Below are 17,960 nucleotides of genomic sequence, written 5' to 3'. Positions count from 1 at the left end.
GGCTTATCCGGGCAAGAGGGGGGGGTTGCCCAAACCGCCGTATAGGGTAGTTCAAAAATGATACCGGCAGATTATCGCTTGGACGTTGAAGGTGACAATAAAGAAACACAACTTTTTCCCGTTTGCCAACATCTTTGGTCAGACTTTTGCTACTACCCCGTGGAAAATGGCACCTAGCGTTGCCGGACGCACAGTCAGCAACGCGCCCTCGCCATCATCATCGCGGAATCATTTGACGGCATTTGCCCCATCCATTACAGCCGAGACCGTGGAGGTCAGCGCGGGACGCGGCACCACGGCGTCCCCAAAATTCCAGACTTGTTCTGCTGAGGTTGAACGTCATGGCGGAAGTCCAGCCGTTGCGAGTTAAGTCGGTTTCCCTTGCCGTACGGTGCGAGATTTGTCACCAGAGCGATTGCTATGATCCGGTGACAAACACCTGTAGCCGCTGTCAGGACGTGCTGCATCTGGTTGCGCCGCAAAAGCCGCTCCGGCAACCGACGTTTGATTCCCTCGAACATTTCTGGACGATGCTGCTGGCCGGCAGCCGCGTCGGTGCGGTAAGCAGTCTGGTGATGGTTGCCCTGTATCTGGTCTGGCGACAGCTTGGCTTTCCCGATGCCCATCCGATCCGCAACGGGGCGATGTTTGCCGAAATCGGGTTTCTCATCGGAACCTTTGCCGGTGTGCTCCGCCACGGCGGCCACGCTGAGACGCCCCGGATTGCCGCCCACAATGCCGCACTGGGCTTCATTTTCGGAGGTATCCTGACAGGTCTGCTCTATCTGCTCCGCTTTGCCGCGCCCGATCTCGACGGGATGGACTTTCTGCGGTTTCTGGCGTTCTGCACCTTTGGGGGGCTGGTCTTTGCCTTGGGCGGCGGCTTTATCGGCGCGGTTCTCAGCGTACTCATCCCGGTTGATCATCCATTGCGTCGGCGGCCTACGCCGTTTTGAGCGCAATGTCCAAACAGGCTTCCGCGCCGGACACCTGGGCCGCCCGTCTTGCCGAGTACGAAGCTGAAAGTACCCGACTTGATCTTGTCGAAGGCTACACGGCACCCCACGCCCTTCGTCTGGCGGCCGTTGCGGACAAACTCGCGGTTGCCTTTGGGTTTTCCGAGCGTGGCCGCCGTGACCTGCGCATCGCGGCGCTGTTGCACGACATCGGCGAAAGCCAGCTTGACCTGCCTTTTCTGACGGCTTCCCGGCCCCTGACCTTTGGGGAACGGCAGATGCTGTGGCGGCATCCCGTCGTCGGCGAGCGGGTGATGTATGACCGCAACCTTCCTGAAGCCATTGGCCTGCTGGTTCGCTGGCACCACGAAAACTGGGACGGGTCCGGGTACCCGGACGGCCTCCGTGGCGAGCAGATTCCGCTGGCGGCGCGCCTGTTACGCCTGGCTGACGTGTGGTGTGCGCTGACGCAGGACCGCCCGTTCCGCAGTGCCTATCAGGAAACGGAAGCTCTGGCGCACCTGCGCGCTATGGCCGGGACGGCGCTTGACCCAACGGTGACGGCCTGCTGGCTGGCCGACCCAACAACGGACCATAACCCGTCCGGCAGTGGTGTTGTGGGTATCTCTGGGCTGATGCCCTGGACAGTCTCCCAAAGCCCCCTGCACCAGGCGCCTTTGCTCGGTTTTGAGGTGGCGGCCCTGCAGAAAGAACCGTTCCACTCCATTGCCCTGCCCTTTGGCGGCGATGGCAGCCTGGGCTGGCGGCTCAAGCTGCTTGGCAAACAGGTGTTGACCAATGATCCGCGTCAGGCAGAGACCTGCCGGGCCATTGCCACCGTTGAAAACAACGGCTATGTGCTTACGGCCAGCCAGGTGGATGCCTGGCTGGGGGCGGCGCGCGATGCCGCCCAGGACGACGCAACGCCCATCAATCCCGCCCTGACGCGCTGGCTGCCGCTGCCCCACGTCCGGTGGCTGGCCGGACTGCGGCAGGCCGTCCTCCAGACGCCGGACCGTATCACGCAGGCGCTGGGGATGAGTCTGGGGCTATACCTTGGGGATTACTGGCTGGGCTTTGATGCGTCTGTCCGTCACCTGTGCCAAAGCCTGGAGGAAGCGGCCACCGAAGCCCTGCCACGGCTCAACCGTGCCGTGGACAACCGGCTGGACAACCAGGCCACCTGCCTTCCGGCGCACGTATTTGCCGTGCAGACGGCTGCCGATGTGGTGTACCTGCGTCTGCCGCCGCTTGCCCCTTACGACCACGTGACCGGACACCGGGATGGCTGGCGCGAAATCTGGGTCAGTCATCACCCGGATGCACTTGGGTCACTGACGCGGGCCCACGCCGGACGCTTTGGCGGCTATCTCACCTCGCGCCGTGAATACCGCGCTGCGCTTCGTTCCCTGCTCCGGCGGCTTCCACATTTCCCCCGGTGGCTGATCGGCTTTGCCCATGAAGCCGAACCGCCGCGCGACCTGCTGGAAGAAATCAGCGCCTTTCGGCCCATCACTGAGGTGGCAACCAAGGCGGCCGGTGAGTGTGGCACCCTGCTGAATCAATCCATCGTTTTCTGTAAGCCGGTTTTGAAGCCCGAAAGCAGCGCCGTTCTCCGTCAGCGCGGCAGGTAGCCCAAGCGAATAGCCACGCCCCAGGCGACCGATACCAACAGACCCAACAACGAAAGCCCAATCATCAACAGAATCCAGACAGGTGATGACTGACGGGACGCCATGGCGCGTCGAGCTTAGCAGACGGGCCCCTATGGATTGGCGCCAATCTCCCGGACTTCCACCCGCCCAAGATACAGGGCGGAAGCGGCCGGCTGGTTTCGCCGGTTGCCAATGGCCAGCTCGGCATCGCCGCGTCCGTTGGTGACGAACAGAATGTCAATGGGCACGTAGGTCTGGCTCTCGCTCAGCGCCACGGGTTCGTTGAGCCACAACCCGGTTTGATCCCGGACGCCAATCACCGCCCCGCCCTGCGTGACGCGCACGGCGGTCTGAAGGCGATACATCACGTTTGGCTTGAGCGGGGGCAAGGGCAGCCGCAGGCGGGTGGTGTAGTTGGAGACATCGGTCACAATCCGCAGGGCAAGCTGGCTGCCGTCGCGCTGCACTTCCGGCGGACGCATCCCGGCATGCGGCAGGTTTTTTGTCAGGCGTTCAAGCTCAGTCGGCTCGGCCAGCCAGACGAGCGTGGCTTCCTGGCGCTGCTGCTCCGTGTAATAGCCACGCCGGGCATAACCATTGGTGCTTCCCATGAAGTAGTACCGCGCGGGCAGTGACGGGGCGCTTTCCGTTCCGGTCAGTCGGTACACGCGCACCGTACCGTAGAGCGTCCCTGACAACTCGGCAATGAGCGGCCATTGGGACTGAGCGGCCAGCTTCCGCAGAGGCGCGGACGCCCGTGTTTCATCAGTGATCATCACCACCGGCTGATTCTCGTCGGCAATCTGAGCTGGAAACGGCTCCTCATCAAGTGGGGCGACGTAGCGGGTGCCCAGTGGAAAAGCAAAGCGGTGGGTGTTGCTGGCCACAATCGTTGCGCCCGGCGGAACGACCTGCCGCAACACCAAGGCGAGATCGGCATAGGGCGCCGGGGTGAAGGTTCGTGTCCAGCGGTGAAAACGCCAGACAGCCCGCCCGCCTGAACCCAGCGTGGCCGTGACCAGCGCCAGCATCGTCACCCCCACTGCCAGACCACGCAGGACGCGCGGCACGGTACGCCGCCGCTGCTCCACAGCCCAGCGCAGCGCATCCACCACAAACACCCCGACGCACAAGGCAAACCAGGCCGTCAGTATGGGCAACGAGGCCGGGAGTTTATAGCTGTCAAACAGCGCCAGACTCACGATGCCGGTCAAGGTGACGACCAACAGACCTGTGCGCGGAATCCGCCAGTCCGGGTGCGACGGTGCGCCCAACACCTGAAGCCAGTGGGTGATGGGGCGCGTGTCTTTTTCAATTTCCTGCACAATGAGCGAAAGCCGACGCAGCAGCCCCCCACGCTCAAACATCCAGCTTTCCAGCGTGCCGACCTTGGGGAGCCGGACTTCCCCACTCTCATACAGCTCTTTCAGCTCGGCTGGAGCGGGCATCCCGCCAAACCGCCGGCGCAGTTCGCGGACAAACTGCCAGTGGGACACCATGTGGGAAATCGTCCGGGCGGTGCGGACGCCCAGATAGGCCAGCGCACCCAAGGTCATCCCCTGGAAAAGCCGCACGCTAAGGCTGTCCGGGGTCGGAATCAGCAGGATACCGTTAGACCAACCGGCATAGCGCCGTCCTTCGGCCAGCAGGTTCTCCCACAGGGACAGACCGGGCTGCCCATACAGGACGGCGGCAACCTGTGCGGCCTGCCGTTGGTATTCGGCCCAGTGCGTTCCAATCCAGAGCAGGTAGGGAAGCAGCAACGCTCCAGCGCCAAGCAGAAAGATGCGCCACGAGGTGCTCCCCAGCAGGTCGCCGCGCTGGATGAGTCCCCAGGCGAGCACCCACAGAAAACCGCTCCATCCAATCGGATCAAACCACCCGGCCAGCAGCGAGGCCGCACCGCCCAGCAGTCCCCACAGCCACTTGCGTCCCAGGCGGTCGGTGGCCTGGGCGCGCAAAAACAGATAAAAGCCGAGCAGGGCAAAGGTAACAGCACCGGTTTCGGGACGGAACGTGCGCAGACTGTTGAAGAAGTTGGGATCACCAATCAGGCATGCCACTGCCAGCAGCCCGGCCGCGCGACTGTGGAGTTTGCGCCCGATGGAATAGATGATGACCAGTGTCGCCAGCGCCAGCAGGACGCCATACACGCGCACCTGCGCCACGCCATCGCCAAAGGCCACGAGCGCCGCCCATAGCGTCCAGTCCAGCGCCGGACGGGAGAGCATCAGTCCGCCCGTCAGAGCCTCATGGGCCAGGAAACCTTCGGCCGCCGTCGGCGCTGGGATGGCGCCAATGCGCCGGGTGACGAAGAAGGCAAACAGCGCCGCCAGTCCGGCCAGCAGCAACCCCGCCAGCCGGTCCGCCCGCCGGGCTTCATCCGTCCAGGCAGGAATGGCATTGGCCGACAGATGCAGCGGCTCGCTTTTGGCAGCGGCTTTTGCCGAACCTTCCGTCATCAGGCGCACTTCATCGGCTGGGTGGGCGTGGAGGGTGGACAGCCTCCTCCACGCCCGCACAACCGGGGTTAGTCACGGTGGTGTCTAACTCAGTTCCGTCGCCTGGAACGTCTCCAACGTTCGCTTGAGCTGGGACATGAACTGGTCCGCCACCGCGCCGTCAATCAGGCGATGGTCAAACGTCAGCGACAGGTAGGACATGTGGCGGATGGCAATGGCATCGTCTTCCGTGACGACCGGCCGTTTGACCACCGCGCCCACGCCCAGAATGGCCACCTGCGGCTGGTTGATGATGGGCGTTCCGATGAGGCTGCCGAAACTCCCGTAGTTCGTGATGGTGAAGGTTCCGCCCACGACTTCATCGGGCTTGAGCTGTTTGGCGCGCGCCCGGTTCGCCAGATCGCTGATACTGCGCGCCAGCCCGATGAGGTTTTTCTCCTCGGCATGGCGAATGACTGGCACAATCAGGCCCCAGTCAAGCGCAACGGCAATCCCGATGTGGTAGTGCTTTTTGTAGATGATGTTGTCACCTTCGATAGAGGCATTGAGCGCCGGCCAGGCGCGGAGCGTATCCACGACGCTTTTGACGATGAAGGGCAAAAACGTCAGCTTGGCGCCATGCTGCGCTTCAAACTCACGTTTGTTCCGCTCCCGCAGCCGGTGAATGTGCGTCATGTCCACTTCAAAGACGGAAGTGACATGCGGCGACGTATGCTTGCTGAGCACCATGCGCTCGGCAATTTTTTTGCGCATCGCCGTCATCGGGACGACTTCAACCTCATCGCCCGGCAGGGCGGCCGGGGGCGGCGCGGCAACAGCCGGCGCAGTCATTGCCGGTGTGGCCGGCGGCATCACGGACGGCGTTGCCGGAGCCGGTGGCGCGGGCGGCGTCACGGCCGGTGTGGCGGGTGGCGCAACTACCGTCGAAGCCGCGGCCTGGCGCCGCTCCAGAAAGGCCAGAACATCGTGCTTGGTGATGCGTCCGCCGATGCCCGTGCCGCGAATCTGGCGCAAATCAATGCCATGTTCGCGCGCCATCCGGCGCACGAGCGGTGAAGACCGCACGCCAAAAGCGTCGGTGGTTTCCGAAGCGTCCTCGACATCGGCTTCATCAATCCGGGTGGCGGCCGTCACACCGTTGGAGGGGGCTGCGGTTGCCGAAGGCGTGGCCGCGGAAACGGCGGCGCTGACCGCCGCCGGAGCTTCGGCCGGTGCCGGTTGGGTATCCGGCGCGGAAGCCGGGACTTCATCGCTGATGTAGGCCACCACCGTATTGACCGGCACGGTCTGGTTCTCACCGACGAGGATTTCCACCAAAAAACCGGCCTGCGGGGCCGGTATTTCTGCATCCACCTTGTCGGTTGAAATCTCGAAGATTGGCTCATCCCGCTCGACGCGGTCGCCAATCTGTTTCAACCACTTGATGATGGTGCCTTCCGTGATGGACTCGCCCATCTGAGGCATGACAACTTCGTAACGCATAACTGAAATCCTTTACCAAGATGACTTGTGGGCCACACGTGCAGAGTGCATAGCCCGGTTGGTTCGTTTCAATACTCTACCAGCCGCCGCACGGCTGCCATGACTTTCCCGGCGTTGGGAAGGAAAAAATCTTCGAGCGGCGGACTGTAGGGGGTTGGCGTGTCAATGGAAGCCACGCGCACGATGGGGCCATCCAGGTGCTCGAACAATTCTTCGGCAATAAACGCAGCAAATTCGCCGCCAATTCCGCCGGTCAACGTCGCCTCGTGCAGAATGATGACCTTGTTGGTTTTCCGTACCGTTTGCGCCATGGCTTCCTTGTCGTAAGGCAGCAGCGACCGCATATCGAGCACTTCCACCTGGATGTCATCTTCGCGCGCAAGGGTTTCGGCGGCTTCCAGGGCGACGTGAACCATGGCCCCGAAGGTGATGATGGAAACATCCGTCCCGGCCCGGCGTACAGCGGCTTTGCCAATCGGCACAATGTAGTCCGTTTCCGGCAGGTCTTCCTTGATGCGGCGGTAGAGGTACTTGTGCTCGAAATAGAGTACCGGATCATCATCGCGGATGGCCGCCTTGAGCAGCCCCTTGGCATCGTATGCCGTTGCCGGTTCAACCATCTTCAGCCCCGGCGTGTTCATGAAGAAGGCTTCCGGGTTGCGCGAGTGAAACGGTCCGCCGCGCACGCCAGCGCCGGACGGGCCGCGTACGACGATGGGCACGGCCAGTCCCTGCCGGTAGCGGCTCGTCGCCGCATAGTTCGTCAGCATGTCAAAAGCGCAGGAGATGAAATCAATGAACTGCATTTCGGCCACCGGACGCAGCCCCAGATGCGCCGCACCGCAGGCGGCGCCGACAATGGCCGCCTCTGAAATGGGCGTGTCAATGACGCGCTCCGGCCCGAATTCCTCCAGCAAACCGGCCGTGACCTTGAACGCGCCGCCATACACTCCGATGTCTTCCCCAAGGCAAAACACGTTGGGGTCGCGGCGCATTTCCTCGAACAGGGCTTGCCGGATGGCTTCAAGGTAAGTCGTCAGTGCCATGACTGTTCAGCTCGTTGTGGGATGATTCCTGTGTGGCTGGTGCGCCTCACGATAACCGAAGTTGTGTCCCGTCGTCGAAGGATTCATGGCTGTCCGGGGTTAGGAATGGCGAGTAGCGAGTGGCGAGTGGTGAGTGGCGAATGGAGAGTGGGGCGGCTGATGTTTACGCAGCAACGGGCAGACACCCTTAACCCACACATCGCCATCCTCCAGGTAACCGATGCTGCCGCGCCAGCCCCCGCGCCAACGGCTTCACGGTCTGGCGCTCAGTTCCAGCAGCGCTGCCTCCAGCGCCAGGACGCGGTTGATGTTGCGGTCAAGATCGCGCCGGATGGCCTCGAACCGGTTGAGCGTCTGGTGCAAACGCTCCAGCGGGAACAGGTCGGCCAGTTCCGCCAGTTTGGGCTGAACATCGCTGTGAACGAGCCGGTCTTCCAGCGAACGGGACGTTTCCGCGGCCGCCGGTGCAACCTTCAGGCATACCAGGTCGCGTACCAGGCTGGCCAGGATGTCCAGTGCGAATTCAAAATCCGGGCGTTCGAGTTTTCCGAAGTATTGGGCGGCTTTCAGCAGGCGTGGGATGGCATTGCCCTGCCCCAGCAACGTCAACAGTTCAAGCAGGGCGCGGCGCTGCTGGCGGTACACTTCCAGGTCCAACCCCGTAACCGTACCGGGGCGTCCCTGTGCCAGCCGCGCCAGCAGCCGCTGATCGGCCGGTGGACGCCGGGCATATCGCTCCAGACAACGCTCAACCTCTTCGGGTGACAGCAGCGCAAACCGCACGACCGGGCAGCGCGAACGGATGGTGGCCGGCAGGGCATCCGGGCGGGCGCTGATGAGGATGAGCTGTGCATGGGCGGGCGGTTCTTCAAGCGTTTTGAGAAAGGCGTTGGCGGCCGCCGTGTTGAAGGTATCAGCGCGCTCGAAGATGACAACGCGCCGCCGGCCTTCGTAAGGCAGGTCGGTAGCGAAGCGGATGGCTTCGCGTACCTGCCCGATCCTGATGTGTGCGCCATCCGGGACGATCAGCTTCACATCGGGATGCTCCCCCTGCGCGATGCGCCGGCAGGTTGCGCAGATGCCGCAGCCGGTGTCCGGTGCTTCCGGGCAGTTCAGCGCCTGTGCCAGGGACAGGGCAAACTGGCGCTTGCCCACCCCGGAGGGCCCCGTAAACAACAGGCTGGCCGGCAGGCGTCCGGTGACAAGCGCGCGCTGGAGAAAGGCTCTGGCAGCCGATTGTCCGATGAGTTCATGGAAAGCCATGCTGACGAAAGTGCCACTGTGGCCGAAAGCCACAGTGTTCGCAAAATTCCTGCTTGTGCACGAAAAGCCCTTTGGTGACAGCCTACCGGCCGCCTACACTACCTCAGCCCGGCCCGGCTGACGACCCAGATGCTGCGGGCATCACCTGCCCACCAGAAAACACCCCACGGAGAAAAGACCCCATGACCGTTGTCACCCTGCCCGATGTTGTATCCGAAACTGCCGCTACTCCTTCGCCCCGCTGTCTGGTACGGGAAGTCATCGCCCTGCCCGGCGGTAGAACCCTTGAATACGACTACTTCGACGCCAGCCCGGCGACCATGGAACGCCTGACCGACGTGCTTTTCAAAGAACACTGGCGGGACATCGTGGTCGGGCCGTGCATCGAGGGCGCGGTTTTTGAAATCCGCTTTGAGAAAGCGCCCAAAGTGACATTTCTCGACGGCTACCTCACGGTGGATTTGGGTTACTGGCACTTTCACCTGTGCACCGGCATTCACCGGCAGGCGCCGACGCCCGAAGTGGCCCGGCAGCGGCAGGTTTCCAAAATAGCCTTCTTTTTACAGCGTGGGCAGCGTTGTGGCGGCGGGCGGAGCTGGGGCCTGCGCCTGTGGAACGGCGCGGGCGAGCAGATGACGACGGTCTTTCTGCCCAATCCCTATCTGACGGATGAGATGAAGGTCCGCCAAACGCCGGACTGGAACCGGCTGGCGCTCTGGCACAAGCTGCGGGAAATCTTTCTGGGCGAACCGGCTCCGGCCGATCTGGCGGCTCACTACAGCCAGGAACCGCACGAGTCGCTTCATCACTGACCCCCGGCCCGGCGTGGGTGACGTGGGTGAATGCGTAACGGTCTGTAGATTCAGCCTTCCGCGCCGGCAGACATCAACCGCCGCAAAACTGGTTACGGCAGAAAATCCAACGCATTACAAAAGTGGATTGGACAAATATCACAAAGCATTGGTCTGGTCCCCTGATGTAGAAAGGTTGTTTTTTTCAAGTGCTAGATGAGAAGACAGCGGAAGGCGCTGTTTGAGACGGGAAGTTGTAGTTTTCACTTTCTGTAAAAACACTACGGTCTCTCTTGACAGCTCACGTCCAAAGCGTCCCATCTGTTGGGCACTATTTCCGCGAAGCCTGGCAACCCAGGCAGTGATAAACCTATATCCAGCCTGCTGCCCCACATCGGCAAGAATTTCATCTACTGGTACCATCACCCCAGCATGGCGTACATTCCCAACAACGAAGGCACATATTCCCCCAGGCTTCAAATAACGGCTGATTGATCTTAGGGTCAAATACAGGTCCTCAAAATATCCCTTTATCAGTGGAACCACCCGCTGATCGGCATTGGCCGGTAAATCCAAGATTTTGGCCAACCTCGATGGGATAACATAGCCATCGGCGTTCAACGGCGGTGCTTCTGCTTCTACATGTGATCGAATAGATGTGCGACGAAGTTCAGTCACCTCACGTTCAGAGATGCCCAACGATAAAAGTTCAATGTGAAAGATGCGCGAGTAATCGTGTCGATTGGGATACGGAGGAGATGTGATCACCAAATCACAGATTCCTTGAAGATTTTCTAGCTGGCGCACATCACTAAGTAGAATTTGAAAAGGGGGAAATCGGACTGACTTCGCATCTGCAATTTGCATATTGGCTTGTTGAGCAAAAAGATGCTTGATGAGCTGGCTCTGATCTTCCCTTGGCACCCATCGAAACCAGCCGCCATCGGGACAAGCACGGCTGATGCCTTGCTGAACGCGCAAAAGTGCCAATCGGAAGAAGTCCAGCGCCGGTTGGGGAGCAGTATCTATCTGTTGACGGAGGCCGTTGAGATGAGCCAGTTCACCAGGGGTGAAGGCTTTGCGGATACGCTCAGGCACTTTGCTATTTCCATAGGATGGGTGGTAGTGGTTCAGAATGGTTTCCAGACATTCCCGGAGCATTACTCCGTCGTAGTTCGCCAGTTTGACTTGGCTGACAAACAGGCTGAGTGGCGATAGATCGCTGCCTGTGGCAGCATAGCCTAATTCCAAGGCACGCAGGACGGTTGTGCCGGCTCCGAGGAAGGGATCGAAGATGCGTCCGCCAGCGGCTACTGGGAAGGCGCACAGAATTTCATCGATCAGTTGGGGAGAGAAACTGTGCGGAAACCAGAACCAGCGATGGATAGGCTGATTGCGCAGCAAGCGTGGCGTGACATGGTGCTTGAGGTTCAAGCGGTACTCAAAGCCTTCTGGCAGAGGCGGCAGGTCGCTTGCTCTCATTTCTTCACACGACCCTGTTGGAAGGGCGGGCGCGGGAAGCGGATTTTGACTGGCTGACGGTAGATCGGATGCGACAGGATCAGTTCTCCTTTATCCAGCCGGGTCAGGTGCATCTTGATGTCCTTATCCAGAAAACGATAGTTGCCTTCGTTGACCTCGGCGCTGTCAGTGCGGCCCAAGACTTTGGTTGCGGCGTTGCCGGTCACACGCGGATGGACAGCACTCAGGAATTGCTGCGCTGAGAACAGGATGATGCCAAAGGAACGTCCGCGCTCGGCGATGTCCAAAACCTGCTCCACAATCGGTGAATTGGCAGCTTCGCCCCGGCTAGGAGCGTATTTGTTCAATTCATCCACAAAGATGATAACCTTTTCCGGCAACTTATCTTTCCTTGCCAATCCCGTTTCGCCGGAATAAAGGGCGTACACAGTGCGTAGCACATCCCCAAAGACCAGGGTTTGCTCGACATCGGTCAGACGGGCAATGTCCACAACGTAAGTATGACCGCCCTTGATTTTGCCAATTCCAGCCTCAATAGTGGTCATGTCCGTACTAAGTGTGGATGTGCCGCTGGTTTCCACCTTCATCCTCTCCAGATCAGACACAAACACGCCACTCTGGCGGGTCTGCACGGCGCGACCCAACAGGCGTAGAAAGCGGCCAACAGAAGAGGCGGTTATGTTCTTGAATGATTTTGGCGTTCCATTCTCCGAAAGCGGCGGTTTGGAAAGCAAGTCCTGCCAGGTTTCGATCTCCCGCCACTTAGGCTCGTTGCTCTGCAATCCCTGACTGACCTCACCGATAAGTGCACCCAGCGTATCCCATGGATCGGGTACATGGGAGAGCAGCAAATCCAATTTGGGGGCAGTGGTCTTCAAATCGTAGGCATAGGTTCTATGCGGCGGAATACTCTCCCCAAAACTGTTCGGGCGGCCTGTGGTTTGGCTCCAAGGCAACAGGTAGTGGACATGATCAGGCTGCCATGTCTCTGACCGCAGGCCCATCTTCTTCCATAAAGACTCTTCATCTTCCGTCAGAGTGCGTGCCTCGTGAATGTGGAGCAAGTCATCATACTTAACGTTGAGCAAAATAACGGCGATGTTTTCTGCTGAAACAGTCTGCAAAATGGATTGTATGAGAAAAGTGATGTATGAGGTTTTGGTGGCCAAGCCAGAAATGCCGCTGATATTCACGTGCCCGGCTTCCGGCCCCAGGACGTAATCCACATCCAGATACGCAACGGCCTCGGAACCATTGCTCATTTGAATCAGGCCGGCCGGGATGCGCACACGACGCCTCTCGCGCTGTTCTTTCTCGGCCATACTGTCTATGCCCAAGGCATTGTGGATGCCGGCTTCATCGGCAAAGCGGACGCGCGCTTCACTCTGGACGGGCATGTAAATCTCTTTGTCGTTCGAGAGAACTGAGACATCAGCCACATTAGCACCTTGGCGCGGGGTATTGGGTTCCTCCACCAGTTCGCCGAAGTCGTTGGAAATAAAGTTGGAAAGATGACCGGCGGCGTCGGTGACGTGGCGAATGTTGGTGACCAACCCATAGGTGTGACTGCCCTCCAGATGCTCAGCAGCGACGATGTCAAAAGGATTCAAGCGCGCACTTGGGCGAATCCAGAACGAAAAGCGATCGGCTGTGTTCGGTTCGCGTTCGGTGGCCGAAGCACGGCCAATGGCGTCGGCTGGTGAATCCGAGTGAGTAATTTGCGGGTTCTCTGAGGCCATCGTATTCCTTCCAAACATTAGATTTGTGCACCCGCCTGCGGCCAGCGGATAGCAGCTTTGAGAACTTCTTCCGAGTAGAAACGATCCTTGATAACTCGTTCAGCCAGGCTGATCGCGTACAGATGGGCGTGCCAGCGGTTATCTCGCCCGTGTGGGGTGACACAGCGTTCGGCGATCAGCCAGCCGCTGATCTGGTCAGCCAAGTCGCTGTCTATGGGTTCGCGGCTCGGATTGCGGCTCGGATTGGGCCACTCGACTTTCACCACGCCCATCAGCGGATAGTCCAGCCCGCGCTGGGGGCGGATGCGCACATACCAGAACAGGATGGCGCCTTCCCGATCCTGTCCAGGCCAACGGGAGAACACAGCAGTGCGGTGATTGAGTTCTAATCCAGCAAGCAGGGAATACAAGTTCATTTGCTCGGCACGCGGGCCACTTATGTGGAACTGAGTGTCGCGGCGGAAAGACTTGGCCACACCAATCACCGGCGGTCCGTTCCAATTCATATATTCCGTGCCCAGCGTGCCGTCCAACACCAACCACGTATCTGCCCTGCGCTGTAAGCCATTCCGCGCCAAATCGATCTCCATTTCACGCATAGCCCAGTTGGCGCGATGGGCGCCGCGGGACCGGGGTTCGACAACACCCAGCGCTTCGCTGAAACGGTCTTGGCTGTCGTTGGTAGAACGCAGAAGCAGGTGAGAATGGCCAGCAATAGCCTGCTCAGCAATAGCCTTCTCTACCTCACTCCACAAAGTCTCGGAAAGGGCCTGCTTGTCCATTAAGAGCAAGATTTTGTGCTCGAAAGCAGCCCGCCTCACGCGGCCATCGTCCTCACGATAGACTGCCGCCGCACCGATTTGACCGAGTTGCACTGGGCTGGAGCGTTCATGTTCGAGCAACGTGCCGATAAAGTAGATTTTGGCTGAACCGTCGAGAAAATAACGCAGGCAATGTTCTTGACTGCGGTGGATAGGCTTCACCTGGTGATAAAGTTCCTGGCGTGTTTCCCACACCTTGGTCACCTTTTCGCCCGGGCCGCCGGTGGCGCGGTCATAGGCTTCTTCCAAGTCAGGAGAGACCATATCCACGATAGCCTGGCCGGTAGCAGGCAAAACGCGCCCCTCGGTAGCCAGGATACGCAAAGCGGGCTGTAAAGGCGCGAAGGGATTGGGCATATTCATTCCTCTCCATCAGCAGGTGTGGCCTCTAAGTTCTCGCCTTTGAGTTCGACCAGGTTGCGACGGATGTCCTCCAGTTCGGCCTGAGTGAGTCCCCACAGTTGAGCGGCCAGGCCGTCAATCTTGGCCTCGATGGCTGCCAAGCGGCGTTGGGCATTGGCATCGCCAGCATAGACCTCCGGAGCAATCTGATGCGCTTTCTGAGAGAGCGCCGCCAGGCGGGTGTGGGTAGGGTTTTGGGCGTCAAAGTGGGGAACAGCGATTTGATCAGTGATATGCGTTGTCTGTTGAATGGAGATTGAGAATGCCCATACCGCTAACGTTATTGGTGCACTGTTCAGAACACCTGCTAGGTAAAAGGCTTCTTTCTTGCTTTGGCAGCCTATCAGCATGAGTTTGTGGTCAGGAACGATACACTTTTGCTCCTGTTCGTTAACCACAGCAACAGTAAACCAAGCTGATTGCTCTCGCCACACCACCTTCCACGGGGCGAAGGTGTACTTGCCGATGTTGAAGAGGGAGTAGAACGGCCCAGTTTCAATTACCTGTTTGCCCTGCTTACGGGTGAAGTAGCGCTTGAAGCCGGAACGCTCGCGGAGTTCTTTTTCAAAGCTTTTCAGGTAAGACCAGGTTTTGGGATAGCAGTTCTGCAAGTCCTTGACAGGAATCGCATTCAGTCCAGCGTCTGGCAGATGAGTTACCAGGATATAAGCCGATGGTTGGGCATGCCAGCGCCGCACATCCCGCCCGCGCAGCAAGGGGTAGAGCAGGTTGGGTTCAAGTTTCACCGTTACCGGCTTAACTTTCCGTTTCGCTCCCTTGGTCAGGTTGCGCACCACCCATAGTCCATAGGGGAGGGCATTTTCTTTCTTCAGCCAGTAGATGCCGTTGGCCCAAGTGCAGACCCCGGCACGAGCCTGATACGCCGAGGGCCCCAGTACCTTTTGAATGGCTGTGAGGGCTTTGCAGTGGGCGGTCAACCAAGCGCTGGTGGAGTCATGCTTGTCCACCGGTGCAGCCTGGAATTGCAGGCGGCGGGTTTGCTTCAGCACTTCGTCGAGCGTGCTGTCGTAATCCAGGCTCTGACCTCGGCTGGTTTTCTGCCAGTAGGTGTAGGGAACGGGATAGCGGGTGGTCTCGCCTTTGCGCAGCACGAAGACGCTGGTGCGCGTGCTTGCTCCCTCAAAGACTTGTAGGCGGCTGAGATCATCTACGTGTACCACACGCAAATGGACATCCTTCCCCCCAGCCCCTCTCCCGTTGGGAGGGGGGAGCCGGAAGCGGCGGAAACCCTGTCCGCCACCGCTGGTCTTCCACACGCTCTGGGTGATGACAAAAGCCAACTTGCCGCCGGGTTTCAGGTAGCGGTCAGCAGCCACATACGTCATCAGTGCTGAAATGTCGTCTTTCGACTTTCCCAGGATGGCGTCAAAGCCTTTGTGCTGAAACAGGTCGTACTGTTGCCACAGCGGAGCCACACGCTGGCGATACCCCTGCGGCAAACTCTCCCAGTTGATCCAGGGCGGGTTGCCAACCACGTAGTCAAAAGGTTTCAAAAAGAGTGGCATGAAGGCGTTCTTGACCACGCGCGCCCAGATGCCGTCCAGTCCTTGCTGGTGCAGGTTGCACAGGGTCTCAAACAGTTCGCGCAATGTTGCCTCATCCTGGTCGCTCAGGTCAGGTAATTCGGCGCGGCAGCGTTTCAAGAAGGCCTCGGTTGCGAAGCCGCCGCGTACGTACTCTTCGAGCAGATTGGTCAGGCATTCCATCTCGGCGTGGGTGTCAATAGCGACAGGGATGGGCAGGGTGCCGACGGCAGTCTCCAGGATGCGGCGGCCCTGGTCGAAGAATTTTTTGCCCTCAACAGGGGTGAGAATGCTATCGGCCAAGTAGATGGGGATTTCCACCTCGCGGCGGCGGTAAGGGAGCAGATCGGCGATGGCAAGCAGGAAATTGACGCGGGCGGCCATCACCGCCAAGGGATTCAGGTCCAAGCCGGCCAGGCCGCTTAGGATGACCTCCAGCGTGTCGGCTTTGGACAGTCTAGCTTGGAAGCAGTTGGCTTTGAGGGCGCGGGCAACCAGAATGAGAAACGTGCCGGAGCCACAGGCCGGATCCAGCAGGCGCTTGTTGGGTGTAGGAATGTACGCGCCGGGTTTGGGCATCTGAAAGAGCGGCTCGCCCAGTTGATTGAGCAGGCGTTCGGCCAGCCAATCGGGCGTGTAGAACTCGCCCAGATCGTGGCGGATCTCGCGCGGCAGGAGGTAGTGGTAAAGTTTTTTGAGCAGGTCGCGCGCCGAAAGCGGGTCATCCTGAACGGTGACGGGGTTGTACTCGGCCAAGCGCTGCAACACCTGGCGCAGCGCGACCTCCACGTTGGCATCCCAAGCATGCAGATACCAGGCAAAGAAATCGCCTTCCAGGAGATTCTTCAAACCCAAAGCCCGGTAAAAATCTCCCTCTTCCAATTTTTGCAGTTCCTGCTGCAGCCCTTTGCCCTGCAGCCCAGCAACAGTGGTCAGGGGCATGGTGTCCAGGCCGCCAGCAGCGTATGCCTGGAGCACCAGGCGGGCGATGTTTTTGACGATAAAGGCAAAATAGGTTTGCAGGGCAAAGAAGAAGCGTGGCAGGTCAGCGTTTTCGGGCTCAAGCCCCATGCCTTTGAGAAATGCACGTAGCTCGGAGCGATGGGCTATTTTGCCGGCGGCAGCATCGGCACCGGCGGTCTCGCCAAAAAATAATTTCCATTGTTTGAACAGACGCGCTGTCAGCCCGTCGGGATGCTGCTCCAAGGCGCAGTAGAGGGCGCTGGTCACCTGCTGGCTAAGGACATTCTGATTGCCGAAATCCTCGACCAGGTTTTCGGGGATAAGGGCGCGGCCGGAAGAGAGGGAAAATAGCGAGCGCAGAAAACGCTCGCAGGAAGACTCGTTGACCTCCAGTGGCGGCTCGACAATCCAATGCCCTTGATGGTAGCGCACAAAGATGAAGTAGATGCCATCGAAGGCCACGCCCAGCAAGCGATCGCGGTCATGGCGCTCGGCTTCAGCCAAACCCTTAATGTACTTTTTCACTTGCCCAACAGCACGTACCGTAGGCTTGTGGCGCAGATTGTTCTGTAGCGAGCCAGGCGATTTGTATTCGATAATGAAACGGTTATAGACCGCATCGGCGCGACCGGTGGCCAGGGTGTACTGCTCACGAAAGTCTGATTGTGTACCCAACTGCCTTGCCAAGCGCTCAATTTCGTTATTCATTTGTCGTCCAAATTCCGCCTCGTTACGCGCCTTCTGGGCAGCCTGCTTGGTAAAGCTCGCAAACTCTGGGGCAAGTTGGCTAATTTCCTGGTACTTCTCGAAACTATTCATTTCTGCACCACTTCAGGGTTTCAGTACATCTGGTCCGTTACATCTGGGAAGAGTTACCCGCAGTAGGTAAGAGTTGAGCTTTATGCCAATTCCGCTTCCCTCAGATCAGTTTCGGGAGAATTCCCTTGACAATCAATCCAATCCACAAAGTGCCTCTTGCAGAAACACGAGACTCTCTTGCTGATTCGTGCTCAAAGCACACCATCTGTCAGGCACTGTTGCCATGGAGATGTCGCCAGTCAAGCTGAGACAAAGCAAATATCCTGCTTTTTGTCCGACTTCGGCGAGAATCTCATCTACCTTGACACTTGCCCAACATAGCACATGTTACCCGGACAGAAACGTAGATTGCACCTAATTTCAAGTACCGATGCAAAACACGCGATGTCAGAACCTATCTTCAAAGCACCCATGAGACAAAAAGGCTAAACACACGGATCGGCATTAGACAAGTGCTCAAGGATGTTCGTCAGTTCATCAGGAGAAGTGTGGTTATTGTCAGGTAGCTTTGTTTTTTGTCCTAACATTAGGCATT

Annotated in this window: 11 protein-coding genes; 3 read left to right on the top strand and 8 right to left on the bottom strand. The window is 59.1% G+C overall.

The features are described from left to right. The first annotated feature begins 341 nt into the window (after nt 1-341). Nucleotides 342-956, top strand: coding sequence for a hypothetical protein (locus CABTHER_RS03740; RefSeq protein ID WP_148263927.1), 615 nt, complete (start codon nt 342-344; stop codon nt 954-956). 5 nt (nt 957-961) lie between these two features. Then, nucleotides 962-2,590 (top strand): HD-GYP domain-containing protein, encoded by a 1,629-nt coding sequence (locus CABTHER_RS15435; protein WP_014099250.1) that lies wholly within the window; start codon nt 962-964, stop codon nt 2,588-2,590. Between the two features lie 131 nt (nt 2,591-2,721). On the opposite strand, the gene CABTHER_RS03730 is transcribed toward CABTHER_RS15435, so the two are convergent. From CABTHER_RS03730 to holB, 4 genes are all read right to left on the bottom strand, one after another. After that, entirely contained in the window at nt 2,722-5,073 is a 2,352-nt protein-coding gene (locus CABTHER_RS03730; protein WP_014099249.1) for an ArnT family glycosyltransferase, read from the bottom strand. Between the two features lie 84 nt (nt 5,074-5,157). Next, the gene (gene sucB / locus CABTHER_RS03725) at nt 5,158-6,555 is read right to left on the bottom strand and encodes a 2-oxoglutarate dehydrogenase, E2 component, dihydrolipoamide succinyltransferase (RefSeq protein WP_014099248.1); all 1,398 of its coding nucleotides are present in this window, start codon (nt 6,553-6,555) and stop codon (nt 5,158-5,160) included. A gap of 68 nt (nt 6,556-6,623) precedes the next feature. After that, entirely contained in the window at nt 6,624-7,601 is a 978-nt protein-coding gene (locus CABTHER_RS03720) for an alpha-ketoacid dehydrogenase subunit beta (protein WP_014099247.1), read from the bottom strand. A gap of 252 nt (nt 7,602-7,853) precedes the next feature. Next, complete coding sequence (gene holB, locus CABTHER_RS15430; RefSeq protein WP_014099246.1) at nt 7,854-8,864, bottom strand: DNA polymerase III subunit delta'; 1,011 nt, start codon at nt 8,862-8,864, stop codon at nt 7,854-7,856. A gap of 182 nt (nt 8,865-9,046) precedes the next feature. Here holB and CABTHER_RS03710 point away from each other — a divergent pair, with 182 nt between their 5' ends. Beyond that, nucleotides 9,047-9,676: a DUF7676 family protein gene (locus CABTHER_RS03710; protein ID WP_014099244.1), complete on the top strand. Its 630-nt coding sequence runs from the start codon at nt 9,047-9,049 to the stop codon at nt 9,674-9,676. A 138-nt stretch (nt 9,677-9,814) separates the two neighbouring features. On the opposite strand, the gene CABTHER_RS16960 is transcribed toward CABTHER_RS03710, so the two are convergent. From CABTHER_RS16960 to CABTHER_RS03690, 4 genes are read right to left on the bottom strand one after another with little or no spacing between them, the layout of a single operon-like run. After that, nucleotides 9,815-11,137: a TRM11 family methyltransferase gene (locus CABTHER_RS16960; RefSeq protein ID WP_148263926.1), complete on the bottom strand. Its 1,323-nt coding sequence runs from the start codon at nt 11,135-11,137 to the stop codon at nt 9,815-9,817. Beyond that, the gene (locus tag CABTHER_RS03700) at nt 11,134-12,876 is read right to left on the bottom strand and encodes an ATP-binding protein (protein WP_014099242.1); all 1,743 of its coding nucleotides are present in this window, start codon (nt 12,874-12,876) and stop codon (nt 11,134-11,136) included. The genes CABTHER_RS16960 and CABTHER_RS03700 overlap by 4 nt, the downstream gene beginning before the upstream one ends. Nucleotides 12,877-12,893: 17 nt before the next feature. After that, nucleotides 12,894-14,054, bottom strand: a complete 1,161-nt coding sequence (locus tag CABTHER_RS03695) for a hypothetical protein (protein ID WP_228374067.1) — start codon at nt 14,052-14,054, stop codon at nt 12,894-12,896. A 2-nt stretch (nt 14,055-14,056) separates the two neighbouring features. Further along, nucleotides 14,057-17,425, bottom strand: a complete 3,369-nt coding sequence (locus CABTHER_RS03690) for an N-6 DNA methylase (protein WP_014099240.1) — start codon at nt 17,423-17,425, stop codon at nt 14,057-14,059. Nucleotides 17,426-17,960: the final 535 nt, after the last annotated feature.

Source organism: Chloracidobacterium thermophilum B (assembly GCF_000226295.1).
In the GTDB taxonomy this organism is placed as follows: domain Bacteria; phylum Acidobacteriota; class Blastocatellia; order Chloracidobacteriales; family Chloracidobacteriaceae; genus Chloracidobacterium; species Chloracidobacterium thermophilum.
Note: the sequence above shows the minus strand (reverse complement) of the source record. Positions and strands in the feature narration are given on the sequence as shown.